Source organism: Candidatus Nebulibacter yamunensis (assembly GCF_024208055.1).
Lineage (GTDB): Bacteria > Pseudomonadota > Gammaproteobacteria > Francisellales > Francisellaceae > Caedibacter > Caedibacter lacustris.
This window is the reverse complement of the sequence record NZ_JAMBMW010000048.1, coordinates 1-1935: the sequence shown is the minus strand read 5'-3', so window position 1 is coordinate 1935 and position 1935 is coordinate 1. Positions and strand designations below refer to the sequence as shown.

4 protein-coding genes are annotated in these 1935 nt (G+C 41.0%); all 4 read right to left on the bottom strand.

All coding sequences use genetic code 11. The annotated features are described in order from the left end of the window. Window positions 1–504 (bottom strand): DNA glycosylase family protein (locus M1V25_RS10175; protein WP_498843208.1); only part of this gene is annotated, 504 nt, incomplete at its 3' end. A gap of 1 nt (window position 505) precedes the next feature. Further along, the gene (locus M1V25_RS10170) at window positions 506–1042 is read right to left on the bottom strand and encodes a methylated-DNA--[protein]-cysteine S-methyltransferase (protein WP_498843207.1); all 537 of its coding nucleotides are present in this window, start codon (window positions 1040–1042) and stop codon (window positions 506–508) included. A 32-nt stretch (window positions 1043–1074) separates the two neighbouring features. Next, window positions 1075–1218 (bottom strand): hypothetical protein, encoded by a 144-nt coding sequence (locus tag M1V25_RS10165; RefSeq protein WP_498843206.1) that lies wholly within the window; start codon window positions 1216–1218, stop codon window positions 1075–1077. Beyond that, window positions 1197–1935: MFS transporter (locus M1V25_RS10160; protein ID WP_498843205.1), on the bottom strand; the 739-nt coding region annotated here is incomplete at its 5' end. The genes M1V25_RS10165 and M1V25_RS10160, both read right to left, overlap by 22 nt.

The following is a 1935-nucleotide window of genomic DNA, read 5'->3' as shown; positions in this document are numbered from 1 at the left end:
CGTATGCGCTGAAAATGTATTGTTCTTTGCTAAAAGCTCACTGACACCAATAATGGCATGTTTCTTATTACCACTTATCTTAAAGGTTTCAAGCGTAGATACCTTCGCCAAAAGCGTATCCGGCTCGGGGTAAAGCCAAAAACCATTTTTTTCGCGCCCAAATTGCAGAATAAACTGCCTTCTTAATTTATTGGCGACCGCAACCGAAATCTGTTGCCCGAGAATAATACTGATAACACCCTCAAAAGGGGAAGCGAATCCTGGTAATGGCAAATCAACAAGTGAACTGTTATCTAACCGTAAATAACCAAACAAAGGATCATTCAGACCAAAATAAATCGGCAGTTTGTCATACACCAGATGAAAGTTAGAATCAATGCCAATCAAAACATCCTCACCATTTAAACGAACATATCGACTTAGGGTTTTTCCATCATAACAATGCAGTGGGTCTTCCTGGTAACGACGGATAGTGTTCACGTAACATTCAAAATATTGGCTCAACTCATACCTCCTCGGTTGCGCTTGCCTGCTGGTAATATTCACGCTCTAATTCAAACAAGTATTCTTTGAGATTCATTCCTCCTGCAAATCCACCAGCGTTGGGTAACTTACTGACCACACGATGACAAGGATACAGCAAAGGCAACGGATTTCTGCCTATATTACCTGAAACTGCACCAAGCATATTACCCCCGACATGGGAAGCAAATGCAGCATAGCTTAGAGTTCTTCCATAGGGAATGTCCCTTAAGTTTTGCCAGACTTTTTGTTGAAACTCCGTACCAATTAGTCGCGTTGGCACATCAAAATGCACTCGCTGTCCTGTAAAGTACTGATCCAATTGCTTGCTAAGTGCCATCAACACCTCATGATCTTCTGCCTGCATCCGATCAAGATATGGCGCGGCAGCAGCAAACTCACAGCCCCATAGAATGGAAATCACGGCAGTGCCATCACTAACCAGAATAAGCTCAATCCCTTGCCAGCGATATTTTTGATAATATTTGGCTTGTCCTAAGACTTTCTGTAGATTTTGCATAAGCTCTTTCCTATATTCACCACATAATTATCTTATTGATTTTGCCACACTGTCCCGATATTCCAATTCAAGCCTTTCCACTCAACGTTCTTTATCAGATTTTGCAGCTCTTGCAGTACTTCATCAGGGGGAAGGCTCAATCGTTCCAAACTTGCTATCCGTTGAAGTTGCCGCATGCCTTCTCTCCCAAACACCTCTTATAACAAGTCAGTGCAAAAATAACACCAGCAGCAATGACGATAACGCCACTCATCAGGGCTAAAAACATAAAGTTGTGTGTCTGCTCCATGATTATCCCTCCTGTTACCGCAGACAAAGGGATAGAAGTATAGGAAATTAGCCGAGTAACACCGACAACTCTACCAATAAGCTCACTAGACACGACTCTTTGCCTGAGCGTGAAGAATGTTACCACTACCAGCGACTGTATGGCAGAGGATAGCCCCCAAATAAGTGCAGAAGATGCAGCCGTAATCGCCACACTCATAAGACAGTTAATGATACCGATTGCAATTGTTGCCCATAGGATAAGCGTTAAATCGTGCGCCTTGCCAATTATTTTTGGTGCCAGAATGGAGCCTGCCACTGCTCCTATACCAATGATGGCAAATAAGTAGCTGATCATGACATTTCCAGCTTCAAAATCGACGTTAAAATGATAGATTAAATTGGTATAAATCATCCGTATGCCAAAGTTAACCACAAAAAATAAAATACAGGTATAGCGTATGATTTTATTGTTATATACATAGATAAAACCTTCTTTCAACAAGACAAATACATTTCTTATAGCGGTTATACTTTCCACATATTCATCACTGTAACGGATAAGTATAAGGGTGAATAATGAGAATACATAACCCAGTAATATAATGTATAAGACATGGGTTTTT

Coding starts and splice junctions, on each gene's coding strand:
- M1V25_RS10165 (WP_498843206.1), bottom strand. CDS start 1,218: ATGCGGCAACTTCAACGGATAGCAAGTTTGGAACGATTGAGCCTTCCC.
- M1V25_RS10170 (WP_498843207.1), bottom strand. CDS start 1,042: ATGCAAAATCTACAGAAAGTCTTAGGACAAGCCAAATATTATCAAAAA.